The sequence below is a fragment of the Pseudomonas sp. C8002 genome (assembly GCF_013385765.1).
GTDB lineage: Bacteria > Pseudomonadota > Gammaproteobacteria > Pseudomonadales > Pseudomonadaceae > Aquipseudomonas.
In genome coordinates, this window is the sequence record NZ_JACAPJ010000033.1 from 24,928 (window position 1) to 25,226 (window position 299).

Consider the following 299-nt stretch of genomic DNA (forward strand, 5'->3'; position numbering starts at 1 on the left):
CGGGGCCCGCAGATCAAGATCAAGATCAAAAGCACGGCGGCCTGAAAGCCGACCTGAGTGTTAGAAGCAAAGGCAAAAGCTGCTTTTCTGTAGGAGCTGGCTTGCCTGCGATGCAGACACCTCGGTGGATCAGGCAGACCCAGTTGATGCCATCGCAGGCAAGCCAGCTCCCACATTTGACCGTGCCCGCTCTTGATTTGGCTTGTGCCTTTGCTTCACCACACTCAAGCCGGCTCTCAGGCCGCTGTGCTCTTGCTTTTGCTTTTGACCTTGATTTTGATCTTGGGCGCCCCGTTAAA

The 299-nt window shown here is 55.2% G+C and carries 1 protein-coding gene; it reads left to right on the forward strand.

Annotated features, from left to right (window positions below):
* A partial coding sequence (locus tag HX814_RS31360) for a hypothetical protein (protein WP_218175076.1) occupies window positions 1-299 on the forward strand: 299 nt, incomplete at both ends.